This window comes from Kocuria sp. CPCC 204721 (assembly GCF_040980945.1).
In the GTDB taxonomy this organism is placed as follows: domain Bacteria; phylum Actinomycetota; class Actinomycetes; order Actinomycetales; family Micrococcaceae; genus Kocuria; species Kocuria marina.
In genome coordinates this window covers 1-16,167 of sequence record NZ_JAVKPO010000004.1, presented here as the reverse complement: position 1 = coordinate 16,167, position 16,167 = coordinate 1, and the positions used below count along the sequence as shown (strand labels likewise).

General features: G+C 71.1%; 14 protein-coding genes. 6 read left to right on the top strand and 8 right to left on the bottom strand.

Annotated elements, in window-relative coordinates:
- Positions 1-8 precede the first annotated feature (8 nt).
- From RF637_RS05310 to hemE, 6 genes are all read right to left on the bottom strand, one after another.
- Positions 9-965: a uroporphyrinogen-III synthase gene (locus tag RF637_RS05310; RefSeq protein ID WP_368844323.1), complete on the bottom strand. Its 957-nt coding sequence runs from the start codon at positions 963-965 to the stop codon at positions 9-11.
- Positions 962-1,906 (bottom strand): hydroxymethylbilane synthase, encoded by a 945-nt coding sequence (gene hemC / locus RF637_RS05305; RefSeq protein ID WP_368844322.1) that lies wholly within the window; start codon positions 1,904-1,906, stop codon positions 962-964. The genes RF637_RS05310 and hemC overlap by 4 nt, the downstream gene beginning before the upstream one ends.
- Entirely contained in the window at positions 1,903-3,108 is a 1,206-nt protein-coding gene (locus RF637_RS05300; protein ID WP_368844321.1) for a ferrochelatase, read from the bottom strand. The genes hemC and RF637_RS05300 overlap by 4 nt, the downstream gene beginning before the upstream one ends.
- 1 nt (position 3,109) lies before the next feature.
- Positions 3,110-3,826: a hydrogen peroxide-dependent heme synthase gene (hemQ, locus tag RF637_RS05295; protein ID WP_098053941.1), complete on the bottom strand. Its 717-nt coding sequence runs from the start codon at positions 3,824-3,826 to the stop codon at positions 3,110-3,112.
- 118 nt (positions 3,827-3,944) lie between these two features.
- Positions 3,945-5,432 carry a protoporphyrinogen oxidase gene (gene hemG / locus RF637_RS05290; RefSeq protein ID WP_368844320.1) on the bottom strand — a complete coding sequence of 496 codons (1,488 nt, stop codon included), beginning with the start codon at positions 5,430-5,432 and terminating at the stop codon, positions 3,945-3,947.
- Positions 5,429-6,598 carry a uroporphyrinogen decarboxylase gene (hemE, locus tag RF637_RS05285; protein ID WP_368844319.1) on the bottom strand — a complete coding sequence of 390 codons (1,170 nt, stop codon included), beginning with the start codon at positions 6,596-6,598 and terminating at the stop codon, positions 5,429-5,431. The genes hemG and hemE overlap by 4 nt, the downstream gene beginning before the upstream one ends.
- 134 nt (positions 6,599-6,732) lie before the next feature.
- Here hemE and RF637_RS05280 point away from each other — a divergent pair, with 134 nt between their 5' ends.
- The 5 genes from RF637_RS05280 to RF637_RS05260 all read left to right on the top strand — a co-directional run bounded on the left by RF637_RS05280 (position 6,733) and on the right by RF637_RS05260 (position 11,926).
- Entirely contained in the window at positions 6,733-8,049 is a 1,317-nt protein-coding gene (locus RF637_RS05280) for a glutamyl-tRNA reductase (RefSeq protein WP_368844318.1), read from the top strand.
- Between the two features lie 39 nt (positions 8,050-8,088).
- Positions 8,089-8,769 (top strand): TetR/AcrR family transcriptional regulator, encoded by a 681-nt coding sequence (locus RF637_RS05275; RefSeq protein WP_098053933.1) that lies wholly within the window; start codon positions 8,089-8,091, stop codon positions 8,767-8,769.
- Between the two features lie 90 nt (positions 8,770-8,859).
- Positions 8,860-9,093 carry a DUF3107 domain-containing protein gene (locus tag RF637_RS05270; protein WP_035965329.1) on the top strand — a complete coding sequence of 78 codons (234 nt, stop codon included), beginning with the start codon at positions 8,860-8,862 and terminating at the stop codon, positions 9,091-9,093.
- Between the two features lie 301 nt (positions 9,094-9,394).
- Complete coding sequence (locus tag RF637_RS05265; protein WP_064846079.1) at positions 9,395-11,053, top strand: DEAD/DEAH box helicase; 1,659 nt, start codon at positions 9,395-9,397, stop codon at positions 11,051-11,053.
- On the top strand, positions 11,054-11,926 hold the full coding sequence (locus RF637_RS05260) for a site-specific DNA-methyltransferase (protein ID WP_064846078.1): 873 nt from the start codon (positions 11,054-11,056) through the stop codon (positions 11,924-11,926).
- 71 nt (positions 11,927-11,997) lie between these two features.
- Here the strand turns inward: RF637_RS05260 and RF637_RS05255 are convergent, their stop codons facing one another.
- On the bottom strand, positions 11,998-12,849 hold the full coding sequence (locus RF637_RS05255; protein ID WP_064846077.1) for a PHP domain-containing protein: 852 nt from the start codon (positions 12,847-12,849) through the stop codon (positions 11,998-12,000).
- Between the two features lie 199 nt (positions 12,850-13,048).
- On the opposite strand from RF637_RS05255, the gene RF637_RS05250 reads away from it, so the two are divergent.
- Positions 13,049-14,656 (top strand): aminopeptidase P family protein, encoded by a 1,608-nt coding sequence (locus RF637_RS05250; protein WP_085107710.1) that lies wholly within the window; start codon positions 13,049-13,051, stop codon positions 14,654-14,656.
- Positions 14,657-14,817: 161 nt separating this feature from the next.
- Here RF637_RS05250 and RF637_RS05245 read toward each other — a convergent pair whose 3' ends face one another.
- Entirely contained in the window at positions 14,818-15,939 is a 1,122-nt protein-coding gene (locus tag RF637_RS05245; RefSeq protein WP_179861248.1) for a general stress protein, read from the bottom strand.
- Positions 15,940-16,167: the final 228 nt, after the last annotated feature.

Sequence of the window (16,167 nt, the reverse complement as noted above, 5' to 3'; positions counted from 1 at the left end):
TCTCCTGATCATCGAAATCTTTGAGTCGTCACGGGGCGGGTCGTTGCGGGCTCGGCGTGACCGTCCCGCTCCGGCGCCGAAGTGTCCGGCTCACCCAGCGCCCGCGACACGGCGTCGGCCAGGGCCGCTGGGGTCGGTTGCGCGGAGGTCATCGGGTCGACTCCGCGGGCCCGCAGCGCGCGGGCGGTCGGTTCCCCGATCGCGATCCACGCCGTGGCGGCCGCGGGCGTCATGCCCTCCAGCAGGGCGTCCGCGCGCGACGGCGCCGTGACCACCACCGCGGCCAGCTCACCGGACGCGCACGCGGCCCGAGCGGCGTCGGCGCCCCATTCCTCGGGGGCTTCTGGTGTGGTTGCGGTCCCGGCACCGGGGGCGCGCAGCGGGCGGTCCGCCGGGGCCGGGACGGTGTCGTACGCGGTGATCCGCACGACGTCGTACCCCCGCTCCCGCAGTCCGCTCACGAGGGCGTCGGACGCGAGCGCCGAGACCGGCACGAGGGCCCGCACCGGGGCCCCGGCTGCACCCGGGTGCTCCTCGGGCCACTCGGCGAGCATGCCCGCCGCGCTCGAGACGCGCGCGGGGACGAAATCCACGCCCACACCATACTCCCCCAGCGCGCGGACGGTCGCCTCGCCCACCGCGGCGACCCGCAGCGCGGGTCCACCGGCCTCGGTGCGATGACGAGCGGAGGGCCGCCGAGCGGCGTCGAGCGCGGCACCCCACTGCGGGGTCGGGGCGACCGCGGCAAGCGCCGCCACCGTGGTCGCGGACGTCACGCACAACCACGTGGGACCGCTCGGGCCGGTGGCCTCGGCCAGCAGCTCCCGCAGTGATTCCACGTCCGACGGCAACTGGGCCTCGAGCAGGGGCGAGGCGCACGGCTCGTACCCGCGCTCCCGCAGCAGCACCGCCAGGGCGCTCGCGGAAGCGGGGTCGCGGGTGATGAGCACGCGCGCCGCGGTCACAGGCTCAACCGTGCCAACCGGTCCGCGCCGTGGGCCAACAGGTCATCCGCGACCCGCTGACCGAGAGCCCGCGCGGCCTCGACCGAGGGTTCCCGCGCGGACTCCGTGCGGCGCATGACCTCGGAGCCGTCCGGATTCGCCACGACGACGTCCAGTTCGAGATCACCGTCCACGAGGCGTGCGAAGGTTCCCACGGGTGCGGCGCAGCCCGCCTCGAGGCGAGCCAGCACCGAGCGCTCCGCGGTGACCGCGAGCCGCGTAGGCAGGTGGTCCACCGCGGCCAGACCGGTCGCGAGACCCGAGTCCGCCGCGAGTTCCGCCGAGACCTCGAGCGCGAGCGCACCCTGGCCCGGGGCCGGCAGCATCCGGTGCAGATCCAGGTACTCGGTGATCCGCCCCTCGAGGCCCAGGCGCTTGAGGCCCGACGCCGCGAGCACCACGGCGTCGAGGTCCCCCGGGTCCCCGGGAGCCACGCGGTTGAGCCGCGTGCCCACGTTGCCGCGGATGTCCACGATGCGCAGGTCGGGGCGCAGGGCGCGCAACTGCGCGACGCGCCGCGGCGAGCCCGTGCCCACGGCCGCGCCCTCCGGCAGTTCGTCGAGGGTCAGACCGTCACGGGCGCACAGGGCGTCCCGCGGGTCCTCACGCTGCGGCAGCGCGGCAATGGTGAGCCCCGTGACCGCCGCGGTGGGCAGGTCCTTGAGGGAGTGCACGGCCAGGTCCACGGCGCCGTCGAGCACCTTGGACCGCAACGCCGTGGCAAAGACCCCTGTACCGCCCAACTGGGACAGCGGCCCGGTGAGCACGTCGCCCTCGGTGCGCACGGTGACCAGTTCGTAGTCGAGTCCGCCCGCGCTGGCAACGGCCTCGGCGGCCCAGCGGCTCTGCGTCATGGCCAGCTGCGAACCGCGGGTACCCACGGTGAAATCGGCACCGCTCATCGGTAGGTCACGTCCCCGGACTCGTCCAGGCCCACCGGGATGGGCTCCCCCACGGGTCGCTGGGCGATCGTGGGACGGGGTGAGTCCTGACCGCGCAGAATCTTGAAGCAACAGTCGGGGGCGCACGTGTCGAACCACGTGCCCTGGGCGCACGCGGATACCCGCGGGGGCGCGGTGGGCGTGCCCAGCCGCTGCTCCACGAGGTCCGCGAGCGCGGCCACGAACTCGGGATCGGTGCCGGCGGTGGGGATGCGCTCGAACTCCAGGCCGGCCTCGGCCGCGGCGTCACGGGCCTCGGTGTCGAGGTCCCAGAGCACCTCCATGTGGTCCGAGACGAAGCCCAGGGGCACCACGGCCACGCCGGTGACGCCCTTGCCAGGCAGCTCCTGGATGACGTCGCAGATGTCCGGTTCGAGCCACGGGACCTGCGGGGGCCCGGAGCGGGACTGGTACACGAGCTCCCACTCCACCCCGTTCATGGGCTCGCCCACCTGCTCCACGATCCAGCGCGCGGCCGCGAGGTGCTGCGCCACGTAGGCGGAGTCCCCCTCGAAGTCCATGCGCTCGGGACCCGCGGCATGCGCGTCCGTCATGGGCACCGAGTGGGTCGTGAACAGCACGCGGAGCGCACCGTCCGTGCGCTGCCGCAGAGCCTCCAGTGACTCACGCAGCTTGGTCGCGTAGGGGCGCAGGAAACCCTCGGAGTCGTAGTACTGCCGGATCTTCTCCACGTGCAGCTCGTCCTGCAGCCCCGTCTCCTCCAGGCCCACGCCGTAGTCCTCCCGGTACTGGCGGCAGCTGGAGTACCCGGAGTACGCGCTCGTGGCGAGCACCAGCAGGTCCCGGTACCCTCGCTCGTGGCTCTCGCGCAGAACGTCCGCCACGTACGGGTCCCAGTTGCGGTTGGCGAGCAGCACGGGCAGCTCCACACCACGACGCCGCAGCTCGGCCTCGAGCGCATCGCGCAGCGCCCGGTTCTGGGCGTTGATGGGGCTCACGCCGCCGTTCGCACGGTAGTGGGTGGCCACCTCCTCGAGCCGCTCGTCCGGGATGCCGCGGCCGCGCGTGACGTTGCGCAGGAACGGGATCACGTCCTCCTGACCCTCCGGCCCGCCGAAGGAGGAGAGGATCAGGGCGTCGAAGCTGTGCGGCGCGTTGGCGCGCTCGGCACTCAGGGCATTGGTCTCTCGGGTGCCAGTCATCTCAGTCAAGCACCTCGGCAATCTCGTGGGTGGTGATCCGGCGCCCCGTGTAGAACGGGGTCTCCTCACGCACGTGCAGGCGTGCCTCGGTGTTGCGGAAGTGGCGCATGATGTCCACCAGGTCCACGAGCTCCGGGGCCTCCAGGGCCAGCAGCCACTCGAAGTCGTTGAGCCCGAAGCACGCAATGGTGTTGGCGAGCACCTGCGGGTACTCGCGGGCCTTCATGCCGTGGTTCTTGAGCATCTCCCCGCGGCGCTGCGGGTTCATGTAGTACCACTCGTAGGAGCGCACGAACGGGTAGACGCACACCCACGCGCCAGCCTCCGCACCGCGCGCGAACGCGGGCGAATGGTTGGACGTGAACTCCGCCTCGCGGTGCACGCCCATGGCGTTCCAGGACTGCCGGGTGCCCGCGAGCAGCGGCTGACGGCGCAGTTGCCGGATCGCGGCCTGCAGGGCGTCCGGTTCCTTGCCCGTGAGCCACAGCATCAGATCGGCGCTCTCGCGCATCCCGGAGACGTCGTACACGCCGCGCACGGTGACGCCCCGACCCTCGAGGTCCTTCACCAACTCGTCGAACGCGCTGCGGTTGGCCTGCGAGTCCGCGTCCCGCGGGCGCTCACCCGTCCGCTCGAACACCGTGTAACCGGCCCAGTACAGCGTGTCCCCGCCGGCCTGTGCCGCGTCCTGGCGTGCCTCGGTTGCGTGCTCACTCATCGTGTGTGCTCCCTTTCGACTTCTCGTTCTGTTCACGTTCGGTGGTTCTCGTCCCGCGCAGAACTGCCCGGGCTGCGCGGACGACGTCGCACGGCTCGGTCCCGCGCGCGGCGGTCCCTCAGTTTGGGGTCACGTCGAACCCGTGGTGCTTGAGCAGGGTCCTGACCTGGTGGCGGGTGTCCGCGACGACCGCCGCGAGTCCCGTACCGGACAGCCACGCCCCCACGGCCGCGGCGTCCGGGACGTCCTTGAGCGCCCGGCGGAACCCCGTGACGCGGGCGCTGTGACCCGCGTCCGTGCGCGGCAGGGCGGTGTGCCACCGCACGACGTCCGCGCCCACGAGCTGGTCCGGCTCGATCGGTACGCCCAGCAGTGTGCTCGCGTCCCCGAGGGCGAGCGAGATGAGGTGCTTGTCCTCGAGCGTGACCTCCGGGGAGGGGCCCGATCCACGCGGGGTGGCCCGGCCGTAGGATAACCGCACCACGTGGCGGTGCTCCCCGGCCTCGCGAGCCACCCACTTCCACTTGGCCGTGGCGTGGGTCAGGGCCTTGGCGCGCACCTCGCGCACGTCGTCGCTCACGAGCAGACCGGTCCCGCGGGGTGCACTGTCCAGGGCGGGGCAATCCAGCACGAGGGTGGCGAGCGCGATCCGGGGCCCCGAGCGAGGCGTGAAGTTCTGGACGTCGCTGACCTGCGTGCCGAGCAAGCGCACCGTGGTGGGTCCGTCCGTGGCCATCACGAGCAGTTCCCCGCGGGCCACGGCCGTCTTGTCCCCGTTCACTGGTTGGCGCTGGATCACCATCCACCCGGGCCTGCGCGGGTCGCGGTCCAGGGCGATGACGTCGTAGCGGGTCACGAGCTTGACGCCCAACCGCTCCGCGTCCCGCACGAGCCGTTCGCTGAGCAGGTTCATCCCGCCGTCGAGACCGGCCACGTTCGCACCCGCGGGGCTCGCTGTGCGCAGTGCACCCGCGGCCGCGCCCAGGCTGCCGAGTTCGCGCAAGCGGGCGCGCAAACCGGGGGCCACGGCGTCGACGTCGAGTTCGTCCGGGTGGGTCGAGTAGACCCCGGAGACGAACGGGGTGACCAACCGGTCCAGCACGCGCTGGCCCATGCGGGCACGCACGAGACCGCCGATGGAACGCTCCCCCGCGCCCACGCGGGCCGGCAGCGCCCTGTCCATGCGCGCACGGGCCACGCCCGCCCGGCCCAGGGGCTTGCGCAGCTCCGGTGCGGTGGGGTCCGCGGGGATCCCGAGCACCCCGGACTTGGGGGCGGGCACCGCACCCTCAGGGAGTTGCAACCAGGAGCCCGCGGGATGGGGGGTGACCACGCGGTCGGAGAGCCCGAGTTCCTCGAGCAGATCGGGTACGGCGTCCGAGCGTGTGGCGAAGGATTCCGCGCCGGAGTCCAGGACGAGTCCCGCCACCTCGTGGGCACCCACGGCGCCGCCGAAGTGGTCCGAGGCCTCGACCAGGGTCACGCGCAGACCGGCGCGCGCCAGGTCACGGGCGGCCGTCAACCCGGCGACGCCGCCGCCCACCACGAGAGCCGTGCGAGGACGCCGTGGCGCGGTGCGCCGCTGGGCACCGGGGGAAGTTGTCACCGAGTCTCCTTGTGGATGAAGGTCACCAGTTCGCTCAGCACGTCCGGGTCCGTCTCCGGCGGCACGCCGTGGCCCAGGTTGACCACGTGACCGGGGGCGCTGCGACCGCGGCGCAGAACGTCGCGGGCGTGCTCGTGCAACACCTCCCGCGGGGCGGCGAGCAGCGCGGGATCGATGTTGCCCTGCACCACGGTGCGCCCACCCAGACGCTGCGATGCGACGTCCAACGGGATGCGGTAATCCACACCCACGGCGTCCGCTCCCGCGTCCCGCATGGCGGCCAACAGCTCGCCCGTACCCGTGCCGAAATGGATCCGCGGTACCCCCAGGTCCGCCACGGCGGCGAGCGCGTCCGCGGAGTGGCGCTGGACGTGCGCCTCGTAGTCGGCGAGCGACAGGGAGCCCGCCCACGAGTCGAACAACTGCACGGCCGAGGCCCCCGCTTCCACTTGGGCGCGCAGGAACGCTCCGGAGGTGCGCGCGGCCCACTCGGCCAGGGCGGTCCAGGACGCGGGGTCCGCGTGCATCATGGTGCGCGGGCGCAAGTGGTCGCGCGAGGGCCCGCCCTCCACGGCGTATGCGGCGATCGTGAACGGCGCGCCCGCGAAACCGATCAGCGGGGTGTCCCCGAGCTCGGCGACCGTGCGCGCCACGGCCTCGCGGATCGGGTCCAGCGCCGAGTCCGGCAGTTCGGGCAGCGCGGTGACGTCCGCGGCGGTGCGCACGGGGTGGTCGAGCACCGGGCCGCGCCCGGCCACGATGTCCACGGCCACCGAGGCGAGCTTCATGGGCACCACGATGTCGGAGAAGAAGATGGCCGCGTCCACGCCGTGCCGGCGCACCGGCTGCAGGGTGATCTCCGCGGCGAGGTCCGGGGTCAGGCACGCCTCGAGCATCCCCGTGCCCTCCCGGGCGGCGCGGTACTCGGGCAGCGAGCGACCCGCCTGACGCATGAACCACACGGGCGTGTGCGCGGCGGGGAGCCCCCGCAGGGTACTGATCAGGGGGGAGTCGGCCACACCCGCCGAGCGCAGCGGGTGCTCGGTGGGCAGCGCGGCGATGCGCTGCTCCCACACGTGATCGCCGCCCGGCTCCGTCGCCGCGGCGGGATCATGGGGGGACTCGGCGCGGCGGGATTCTACGGTGCGATCATTCTGGGAAGCCATAATGGCCCCATTGTGCCAAAGGAGCCCGCCGGTTTTGATGACGTAGTGTCCGCCGGGAACGCAATCTCTGCGCCGGGCGCGCCCAGTGGTTATGCTGAGCGAGCCAGGATGAATTCGTCTAGGATGGCCGGATTGTGGTTCTTTTCTGTCTTGTCGCATCGCACCGTTCCGTCGACCTCAACACCGTCGCACGGTTGAGCACGGGGGCTCTCGGGGTGGCCGAGGAGGCCGTGTCCCAGGGGGCGCTCTCGGGGGCCATCACGCTGTCCACGTGCAACCGGCTCGAACTCTACGGTGAGCTGCCCGAGGACGGGACCCGCGACGTCGCCCTGGCCCAGCAGCAGCTCGCCGAACGCGTGGCCGAGCGCGCGGGGCTGGACGAACGCTTCGTCCTGGAGACCATGGACACCTACCACGGCACCGAGGTCCCGCAACACCTGTTCACCGTGGTCTCCGGTCTGGAGTCCGCCGTGGTGGGCGAGCGTGAGATCACCGGACAGGTCCGCCGCGCGCTGAACCAGGCCCGCCAGTCCGGCACCGCTTCGGGTCACCTCGTGCAGTTGTTCGAGGCCGCCGCCCGCACCGCACGTGAGGTCGGGGCCCGCACCGGCCTCGGTGAGCGGGGACGCTCCATCGTGTCCGTGGCCCTGGACCTCGCCGACGACATCACCCGCGGCAGCTGGCCCGACCGGCACGCCCTGATCTTCGGCACCGGCGCGTACGCTGGCGCCACCATGGCCGCGCTGCGCGACCGCGGCTGCGCGGACATCGAGGTCTACTCCGGTTCCGGACGCGCCCAGCAGTTCACGGACCAGCGCGGCGGCTCCCCCGTCACGGAGGTCGAGCTGCCGGCGGCACTGCGCCGCGCGGACGTCGTGATCGGCTGCTCGGGCGGCTCCGCCCCCATGCCGGCGTCCGCCTTCCCGAGCGGACCGCGCACCGTGATCGACCTCGCGCTCGCGCGGGACTTCGACCCCGCCGTCGCGGACCTGCCGGACGTGGAGCTGATCACCCTGGAATCGGTGCGCGTGGCCGCACCCGAGGAGACCCGCGAGTCCGTGAGCGCGGCGCGCGAGATCGTGGACGAGGCCGCCCAGGGCTTCGCGGCGGCCCAGAGCGCCCGCACCATGGACCAGGCCATCGTGGCGCTGCGCAAGCACACCATGGCCGTGCTGGACACCGAACTCGAGAAGGTCCGTGCCCACCACGGCTGCACCGGCGCGGAGGAACAGATCGAGATGGCCATGCGCCGCATGGTCCGCTCACTGCTGCACATCCCCACCGTCCGTGCCCGTCAACTCGCCGCGGAGGGCCGCGCGGACGAATACATTTCCGGATTGGAAGCGCTGTTCGGTCTGGAGGTCGCGCCACCGCAGACCCTCCCCGCGGATCAGGATTCCCTCGCTGAACGATCCCCCTCAGACACCCCGCGTCCCCGCGCGGCCGGTTGAAGCCACGACGGGCGAGGGCCCGTCACAGAGGAGGACCCCATGAACGCTCCCGATGCACGCGACGCGCCCGCGCCCACCGGCCACACGCGGGCCCCTCGCATGACCCGGGACCAGCGGCGGGAGCAGCTGTTGAGCACGGCACTGCGGGTGTTTTCCGAAGGCGGCTACCACTCGACCTCCATGGACGAGATCGCCGCCGCGGCCGGGGTCTCCAAACCGGTGCTCTACCAGCACTTCCCGGGTAAGCGGGACCTGTTCCTGGCGCTCGTGCAGTTCACGCTCGCGGAACTGTCCGAGAAGCTCGAGCGGTCCCTGGCCAGCGCCGAGACCAACAAGGCGCGGGTGCAGAACGTGATCGACACCCACTTCGAGTTCGTGAACAGCCAGCCGGAGGCCCATCGGCTCGTGTTCAGCGCGGACCTCATGTCCTTCCCCGAGGTCGCGGCGCAACTGGACGAGTTCTACCAGGGGGTCGCCGTGGCCGTGGCCGCGGTGCTCGGACCCAAAGCGGGCATGCCACCGGCCCAGGCCACCATGCTGTCCCGGGGCCTCGTGCACCTGGTCCAGACCTCCGCTGTGTTCTGGACCCGCCACCCGGAAGCGGGCACACGCGAAGAGGTCCAGGACCGGATTTTCCGTTTAGCCTGGGGCGGAATCAGGACGCTCGACGAGGAGCGCCGGGAACCTGCTCCTAAACTGATCGGCAACGACCGAGGCTGACGCGCCCGCCCCTCACCGGGGTGCGCGGCACCTGGAAGACATGGTCCGGCCCGTGATCACCGTGGGCCGGTGACGCCGCAGGAGGTACTCATGGAAATCAAGATCGGGATTCAGAACGTGGCCCGCGAGCTCGTGGTCAACGCCGACCTCTCCGCGGACGAGGTGCAGACCAAGGTCACGGAGGCGCTGAGCTCCGGCGCACCGCTCGTGCTGCAGGACACCAAGGGTTCCACCACCGTGGTCCCCTCCGCGAGCATCGGCTACGTGGAGACCGGCCAGGAGACCAAGCGAAAGGTGGGTTTCACCCCCCTGCCCCTCGGCTGAACCGCCCACGCCGTGAGGCCCCCGGACCACCGCGTCCGGGGGCCTCACCGTTTTGCGGGTACACTGGAGGTGTTTATCAGGATGACCGGTCGTCCCATGAGACCGTCACGTTCACTTGTTACCCGGCTTCGGCCCGCGCCCGGAAGGTCCCGCGCCTTCCGCTGAGCGCCCGGGCGGGGTGCGTTTCACGATCGGCTTCCTCTCACAGCGCGGCGGCCCCCGCTTCGTGCCGCTCCGTCCTCCGGGACGGCCCGGCCGATGATCCGGCGTGGTGCCCCGCGCCGACCCGTGAAGGACATTCGTGACCGATATCACTGCAACACCCGAACACGACATCATCGAGCCGGACGAGGCCGGGACCCAGGCGGTCGACACCGCCGAACCCGTGACCGAGTCCTCGTTCGCGGACTTCGGCGTCCGCCAGGACATCGTGGACGCGCTCGCCGAGCACGGCATCACCTCCCCGTTCCCCATCCAGGCCATGACGCTGCCCATCGCGCTGTCCGGCCAGGACATCATCGGTCAGGCCAAGACCGGTACCGGCAAGACCCTCGGTTTCGGCATCCCCGCACTGCAGCGTGCCGTAGGCCGTGACGACGACGGCTGGGCCCAGTTGAAGAAGCCCGGCGCCCCCCAGGCATTGATCGTGGTCCCCACGCGTGAGCTCGCGGTCCAGGTGGGCAGCGACCTCGCGATCGCCGCCAAGACCCGCAACGCCCGCGTGGCCACGATCTACGGTGGCCGCCCCTACGAGTCGCAGATCGCCGAGCTCGAAAAGGGCGTGGAGGTCGTCGTGGGCACCCCCGGGCGCCTGATCGACCTCAACCGCCAGCACTTCCTGGACCTGAGCCACGTGCGCATGGTCGTGCTGGACGAGGCGGACGAGATGCTGGACCTGGGCTTCCTCCCGGACGTGGAGAAGCTGCTGGCCACGGTTCCGCAGGTGCGCCAAACCATGCTGTTCTCCGCGACCATGCCCGGCCCCGTGGTGGCCATGGCACGGCGGTACATGACCCGGCCCATGCACATCCGTGCGGCTGCCCCGGACGAGGGCAGCACCAAGAAGGACATCCGTCAGGTCATCTACCGCGCCCACCACCTGGACAAGGACGAGGTCGTCGCGCGCATCCTGCAGGCCGAGGGCCGGGGACGGACCATCATCTTCACGCGTACCAAACGCGCGGCCGCCAAGCTCGCGGACGAGCTCATCCACCGCGGTTTCGCCGCCGCTCCCCTGCACGGCGACCTGGGCCAGGGCGCCCGCGAGCAGGCGCTGCGCGCGTTCCGTCACGGCAAGGTGGACGTGCTTGTGGCCACGGACGTCGCCGCGCGAGGGATCGACGTCGAGGACGTCACCCACGTGATCAACTTCCAGTGCCCCGAGGACGAGAAGACTTACCTGCACCGCACCGGGCGCACCGGGCGCGCGGGCAACAAGGGCACGGCCATCACGTTCGTGGACTGGGACGACGTCCCCCGCTGGCGCCTGATCGACAATGCCCTCGAGCTGGGCGTGCCCGAACCCGTGGAGACCTACTCGTCCTCCGATCACCTCTACACGGACCTGAACATCCCGCGCGGCGTCAAGGGCAAGCTGCCCAAGTCGCAGCGCACGCTCGAGGGCCTCGACGCCGAGGAGCTCGAGGACCTCGGTGACGGCAGGCCGCAGCACTCCGAGAAGCGTTCGGGCCGCGGCGGTCGCGGTGGTTCCGGTGGCCGCAACGGCTCCGGCGCACGACGCCGCTCGGGCGGTTCCGACCCCCGCAGCGGCTCCGCGGGGCGATCCCAGGCGGAGAACCAGCGGCCCCGCTCCGAGCAGGGCGAGCGTTCCCGGGAGACCTCCGTGGAGAACACGGGCGAGGGCACCAAGCGGCGCCGGCGGCGTCGTCGTTCCTCGGGGCAGAACAAGGCTGCCCAGGGCGGTCAGCAGGCGCAGCAGTCCTCTGCAGCGGGAGAGTAGATGGCGCAGTGGGAGCCCTTCGCATTCGACGCGGAGGGCACCAGCGCGATCGTGCACGGTGAGAACCTCAACGTGCTGGAGGGGCTGCCGGACGAGGCGTTCTCCCTGGTATACCTGGACCCCCCGTTCAACACGGGCAGGGACCAGGTGCGCCGCACCACTCGCTCCGTCCCCGCGGCCGCGGGCGAGGGCGATCGCGTGGGCTTCGCGGGGCGTTCCTACGAAACGATCATGGGCTCGTTGCTGCGCTACGAGGACTCGTTCGCGGACTACCTGGGCTTCCTGGAACCCCGGCTGATGCATGCCCGGCGCGTGCTGGCCACGCACGGGACGCTGTACGTGCACCTGGACTACCGCGAGGTGCACTACGTCAAGGTGCTGCTGGACGCGCTGTTCGGCCGCCGGTGCTTCCTCAACGAGATCATCTGGGCCTACGACTTCGGCGGACGCACCGCCAAGCGATGGCCGGCCAAGCACGACACGATCCTGGTCTACGTCAAGGATCCGACCGCCTACCACTTCAACTCCGCGGACGTGGACCGGGAGCCGTACATGGCCCCGGGGCTCGTGGGTCCCGTCAAAGCCGCGCGCGGCAAGCTGCCCACGGACGTGTGGTGGCACACGATCGTCTCCCCCACGGGCAAGGAAAAGACCGGTTATCCCACGCAGAAACCCGCCGGGGTGTTGCGCCGGATCGTCACGGCGTCCTCGCGTCCCGGGGACTGGGTGCTGGACTTCTTCGCAGGCTCGGGGACCACGGGCGCGGTCAGCGAGCAACTGGGCCGGAAGTTCGTGTGCGTGGACTCCAACCCCGAGGCCGTGGACGTCATGCGTCGGCGCCTGCCGGATACGGCGGTGTTCAGCGCGTCCTGATCCGGTTCACGAGCCGCTGCATCCCGACTGTTCTTCGAAACGTCGTCAGGACCGTGCCGTGCGCCCCGGCCTCACGGCCAGCGGACCTCCATCCCGGAGGTGGCCTGTTCGCAAATCCTCGTGAGCGAACGCACTGACGTGGAGTTCTCCCCCAACCGATTGGGCTTGCCCGCGCCGTGGTAGTCGCTGGATCCCGTGACGATGAGATCGTGGTCCGCGGCGAGCTTCATGAGCACCGCGCGGGACTCGTCCGGGTTGTCCCGGTGGGCGACTTCCACGCCGGCCAGACCGGCGTCGATCATCGCGTTGAAATCAGCCGGGGTGGCCACGCGACCGCGCAACGGGGCCATGGGGTGCGCGCACACCGGGACCCCGCCCGCCGCGCGCACGAGTTTGATGGCCTGCACCGGGTCCAGGGCCATGTGCCGCACGTAGTACTTAGATCGCCCGGAGAGCATGTCCGAGAACGCGGCAGAGCGGTTTGGGACGACGCCCAGCTCCACCAGGGCGTCCGCGATGTGTGGGCGGCCCACCGTGGCCTCGGGACTCACGTGGGCCATGACGTCGTCCCAGCTGATCGGGTAGTCCTGCGCGAGCAGGTCCACCATCTTGTGCGCGCGGGAGAGTCGGCTGCGCCGGGACTCCTCGATCGCGTCCAGCAGCGGTGCGTGGTCCGGGCCGTGCAGATAGCTGAGCATGTGCACCGAGATACCGTCCGCGGTGGTGCACGTGATCTCCATGCCGGGTACGAACGCGACCCCCAGGGACACGGCGGTGTCCCCCGCCTCCTGCCACCCCGCGGTGGTGTCGTGATCGGTGAGCGCGAAGACGTTGAGCCCGGCCCGGTGTGCCGCGCGGGCCACGTCCGCCGGGGACTCCGTGCCGTCCGACGCGTTGGAGTGGGTGTGCAGGTCGATTCTCATCACCTCCACGATACCCGCGGACCGCGGTGGGTCGGCCCGCGATACGCGCCGACCGGACGAGGCCGAGCCATCGCTACCGATCGCCCGGTCCTCGCTGCCCACGGGCCAGGGTTGACCGGCGTGGCACCATGGACGAGAACATTCCGCCAGCATCGCGACCCGCGCGGGAGCCCGCGCCCCGAAGGAGATGACCGCGTCCATGAGCCAAGGCTCAGCACACCCCACCGCTTCCCATCACGCGAGCGAGGACGCCGCGCAGCCCATGGACGAGCGGGTGGACAACCGCTCGCAGCGCCCCGACAACGCGGAGTTCCGCGAGTTCATGGCCTCGGGTTGGGCCGCTCCGGAGCACACGACGACGCCGCGCGCCGAGGTCGCGGAGTTCGCCGCTCAGCGCCGTGCCCGGCTCTCCCGGATGTTCCCCGGCGAGCGTCTCGTGATCCCCGCGGGCGCCCCCAAGGTGCGCTCGAACGACACCGACTATCGCTTCCGCCCGCACTCCGCGTTCGCGCACCTCACGGGCATGGGAGTGGACCACGAGCCCGAGGCCGTGCTGGTCATGGAACCCACCGAGCAGGGTCAGGGAGACGACGGCAGCGACCACACCTCCACCCTGTACTTCCACCCCATGGCCGGGCGGGACTCCGCGGAGTTCTACGCGGATGCCAAGAACGGTGAGTTCTGGGTGGGGCCCCGCCCCACGCTGGCGCAATTGCGCGACGAGTTCGCGCTGCCCACCGAGGACCTCTCCGCTCTGGAGACCGCGGTCACCAAGGACGCAGGCAACACCGCCCTGGGTGGTCTCAGCATTCGTTTGGTGCGGGACGTGGACCTGAACATGGACGCGCTCGTGGATACCTCCCGGATCAACACGGGCGTGGACCTCGAGCAGTCGGACACCAAGGACGCGACCCTGGCCGAGGCCCTGAGCGAGCTGCGGCTCATCAAGGACGAGTACGAGGTCGGGCAGTTGCGCGAGGCCGTGGCGGCCACGATCCGCGGTTTCGAGGACATCGTCTCGGTGCTGCCGCGCGCGATCGGCGGTGAACGCGGCGAGCGCGTAGTCGAGGGCGCGTTCTTCTCCCGCGCCCGCCTCGAGGGCAACGACCTCGGCTACGACACCATCGCGGCGTCCGGGAACAACGCGACCGTGCTGCACTGGATCCGCAACAACGGCTCGGTCAAGCCGGGCGAGCTGATCCTCGTGGACGCGGGTGTGGAGGCCGAGTCGCTCTACACCGCGGACCTCACCCGCACCCTGCCCGTGACCGGCAGCTACACGGACGTGCAGCGCCGGATCTACCAGGCCGTGCTCGACGCCGCGGACGCCGCGTTCGACGTCGCCGTCCCCGGTAACAAGTTCCGGGACCTCCACGCCGCGGCCATGAAGGTGCTCGCCCAGCGGCTCGAGGAATGGGGGCTGTTGCCGGTGTCCGCGGAGGTCTCCCTGTCCGAGGCCGGTCAGCACCACCGCCGCTGGATGCCGCACGGTACGAGCCACCACCTGGGACTGGACGTGCACGACTGCGCCCAGGCCAAGCGTGAGCTCTACCTGGACGCTGTGATCGAGCCGGGGATGGTGTTCACGATCGAGCCCGGGTTGTACTTCAAGAACGAGGACCTCGCGATCCCCGAGGAGTACCGCGGCATCGGTGTGCGCATCGAGGACGACGTGCTGATCACCGAGCAGGGCAACGAGAACCTCTCCGAGGCCCTCCCCCGCAACCCCGACGACGTGGAGTCGTGGATCCAGGGCATCTGGAACCGGGACGAGAACGTGGGCCCCAGCGCGGGCCCCGCGGCGTAACCCCCGGAACACCTAGAGAGTGATCCCCGGGCCCGCATGTCAGGACCCGGGGATCGCTCTCTGTGCGTGACGCCGCCGAACTCTCAGTCACTCCCGCGCCACCTTCGGGCACCATTTGTGGCTCTGGCGTGCCCGAAATTTTGTTGCGCGTGTGCCGTGGGTCAGCGCTGGTCCTCGCCGTGCGGCCGCTGGGTCGTGCCCTGTCCGTTGTGCGGGGTGGACCCGCCCTCGCGCGGTGCCTCGGGGGTACCCGGCTGTGTCCACGGCGCCGCGCGGTCGGCCGACTGAGCCGGGTTCGCGGGGATCGTGCCCGATGACGCCCCGTCTGTGGAGGGAGCGGGAGCGTCGGCCGCGGGGTGGGACGGAGCGGCGGCGTTCGCGGGGGCCTGCGGTGCGGGCTGCCCACCGGCCGGGGCGGCGTCGGAGGGTTCGAGCCGGATACCGTACTGCGGGCGTCCGTCCGGGAGGTCCGGGAACTTCGCGGAACGGTTGGCGTCTTCCTGCTGCTGATCTGCACCCGGGAGAAACACACCGTAGCGCGGCTCGGAACCGCCGGGAGCGTTCTGTCCCCCGGGATCACCCTGCACCGGAGCACCGTGAACCGGGGCGCCCTGACCCGGAGCGCCCGGCCGCCCGCCCTGGACGGGACCGCCCTGGGCCGGTCCACCGTACTGCGGGCCACCGGGGTACTGGCTGCCCTGCGGAGCACCCGAACCACCCCACTGGTCACCCTGCGGACCGGCGGGACCGCGGTACCCCTGACCCGGGTTCTGCCCGCGCTGCCCCACCACGTGGCCGCCCTCCATGCCGTTGAGCACCTGGCGGGCCTGACCCGCGACCTCCGGGGCGGCGAGGACCTCGTAGCTGCCCGCCACGATCCTGCTGGTCGAGGTGAAGTCCCGCTTGCCGCGGGACATGGCGTACGTGATGGTGGCCATGAGCATCCAGAACGCGCCACCGAGGATCATGGTGAGCAACAGGGACGAAGCCATGTTGGCCCCGCCCAGCAGGGACATCAAAAGGCCGAAGAACGCGCCGAAGACCAGACCGTTGAGCGCACCCTGCAGGGCGACCTTGGGGTAGGAGAGCCGACCGGTGACCTGCTCCACGGACTTGAGGTCGCTGCCGATGATCGAGACCATGGCCACGGGGAAGTGTTCGTCCGCCATGTAGTCAACGGCTTTCTGCGCCAGGGCGTAGGTCCGGTAACGGCCCACCACCTCACCGCGGGGCATTTCCGGGGCGATGGACAGTTGGGCGGGGCCTGGTTTCGAGTTGCTCATGCCATCCATTGTCCCGTAGTCACCCACGAGCCCGCCGGGAAAACCCTGGATCATCGCAGCGGGTGAACACGGCGGCCGGTGAACCCACCCCGGATCGGGTGCCCAGCAACCGGTATTGCCCGGGTTCTGATCCCCCACTCCAGGAATGGGACCGCACTGAAGCGCCCTGGGTCTGATGGAGACTCGCGCTATTTGATTCCGACCAGGTGTTCGCGGTCGGCTTGGACA